We start from the raw sequence: 1,859 nt of genomic DNA, 5'->3' as shown, positions 1-1,859 counted from the left end.
ATTACCACCCAAAGCAAAGAAATCATCATCGAGACCCACACGATCAACACCCAACGCCTCGGCAAAGACCGACGCGACGATCTCCTCCACCGCCGTCACCGGAGCCCTAAACACCGCCTTCTCGAACACCGGCTCCGGCAACAACTTCCGATCCAACTTGCCATTGACTGTCAACGGCAATTCTTCGAGCACCATCACAGAATCCGGCACCATGTACCCGGTCAGGAACTGCGCCACCGATGACAAGACATCAGCAACCACCAGGTCGACACCGGACTCCGGCACCACGTACCCCACGAGACGATCTCCAAGGGAAGCATCCGAACGCACAAGCACGACTGCACGCGCCACACCTTCAACACGCAACAGCGCAGCTTCGATCTCGCCGAGCTCGATCCGGAATCCACGCAACTGGACCTGGAAATCGCTGCGGCCTGCATACTCGAGCTGCCCGTCGACACTCCACCGCCCAACGTCACCGGTGCGATACATCACCGCACCGGAAGTCGTGTGCGCAAAAGGATTCGCCACAAAGCGGCCGGCCGTCAGACCTGGCTGTCCTACATACCCGCGCGAAAGCTGCTCTCCCGCGATATACATTTCGCCGCGAACTCCCACCGGAGCCGGACGCAATCGATCATCGAGCACGAACACCGAGAGTCCGCCCAACCCGCGTCCGATCACAGACGCTGTCGCCTCACGCGCCCACACCGCATCCACCTCGAGGAACGACACGTGAACAGTCGTCTCCGTGATGCCGTACATGTTGACCAACCGCGGGGACCGATCGTCGTGGCGCTCGAACCACCGTTCCAACTGCGCAAAGTCCAGCGCCTCGCCACCGAATATCACGTACCGCAACGACAGCGGTGTCGCCGCTTGACCCGCTACTCGGTCGGCCTCAGCAAATTGATAGAACGCAGACGGAGTCTGATTGAGTACCGTCACTCGCTCGCGAGCAACCAACTCCCGGAACTGTTCGGGAGAACGCGACGTGAGGAAATCGACCACCACAACCGTGCCACCAAATGACAACGCCCCCCACAATTCCCACACCGAGAAATCGAATGCGTAACTGTGGAACAACGTCCATACGTCGGAATCGTCAAACTCGAACCGGCTCTGACTGTTGGCAAACAACTCGACGACGTTGCGATGCGAGACCGCAACACCCTTCGGTCGACCCGTCGATCCCGAGGTGTAGATCACATACGCACTATTCGAATCACGTAGCGGAGCAACGCGATCATGATCGGTGATTGAAGATCCGTCGTACTTCGACACATCCATGGACGCGACGTCGAACACAGGAATGTCGAGATCGAGTTCGGCCCCACCCAAAACACACACCGGCCGCGCCGCGTCGAGCGTGAACGCAATCCGCTCAGCGGGATAGCTCGGATCAATCGGCAGATAGGCACCACCTGCCTTCAGCACCGCCAACAACGACACGACCAAGTCAACCGATCGAGGCAGGAGGACAGCCACCAACGACTCCGGACCCACACCTGACTCAATCAATTTGCGAGCCAAACGATTCGCTGCAGCGTCCAAGTCGACATACGACACTCTACGATCTTCGAACACCACCGCAGTAGACATGCCCCGAGCCAGCACTTGCGCATCGAACATCGAGACCAACGTCGTATCCACTTCGGGCTTCACCCGAACCTGATCGTTCCAGCCATCCAGCACCAGCGAACGCTCGACCGAATCCAACAACTCCACATCACCGACACACACCGACGAATCCACCGCTACTGCGGTGAGGATTCGTCCGAATCGTTCAGCAAATGAGGCAACGGTCGACTCGTCGAACAGATCCGTCGCATACGTCAACGACACCGCCATCCCCGCCG

Annotated in this window: 1 protein-coding gene; it reads right to left on the bottom strand. The window is 58.8% G+C overall.

Annotation, left to right across the window (positions count from 1 at the left end; all coding sequences use genetic code 11):
- On the bottom strand, positions 1–1,859 hold a 1,859-nt coding region (locus QM609_RS29110; RefSeq protein ID WP_283337657.1), incomplete at both ends, for a non-ribosomal peptide synthetase.

The sequence above is a fragment of the Rhodococcus sp. IEGM 1302 genome (assembly GCF_030056935.1).
Taxonomy (GTDB): Bacteria; Actinomycetota; Actinomycetes; order Mycobacteriales; family Mycobacteriaceae; genus Rhodococcus_F; species Rhodococcus_F qingshengii.
Note: the sequence above shows the minus strand (reverse complement) of the source record. Positions and strands in the feature narration are given on the sequence as shown.